Consider the following 247-nt stretch of genomic DNA (forward strand, 5'->3'; position numbering starts at 1 on the left):
TGACGGACACGACCTTGGCGGCTGCGTTTCGGCGTGCGGCGATGCGGGCGAGTGCGACTTCGATTGGGAATTCGTCGAGTTCGTCGGGAGTATAGCCTTCGAGCCATTCTCTGATATCTGCATGGCCCGGATGGGAAGGGTCTGCTCGGGCCTCGAGCAGCTCGTAGAAGCCGGGGATCCCGCTGCAATCTTCTGGTGGGCAGTCACGCTCGCCACTGATGAACCGCGGATAGCCTATGGCAGGTTC

The 247-nt window shown here is 61.5% G+C and carries 1 protein-coding gene; it reads right to left on the reverse strand.

The features are described 5' to 3' along the window. Positions 1 to 247: IS1096 element passenger TnpR family protein (locus tag ACTIFU_RS23820; RefSeq protein ID WP_439580810.1), on the reverse strand; the 247-nt coding region annotated here is incomplete at both ends.

This window comes from Elioraea sp., from assembly GCF_051860475.1.
Lineage (GTDB): Bacteria > Pseudomonadota > Alphaproteobacteria > Acetobacterales > Acetobacteraceae > Elioraea.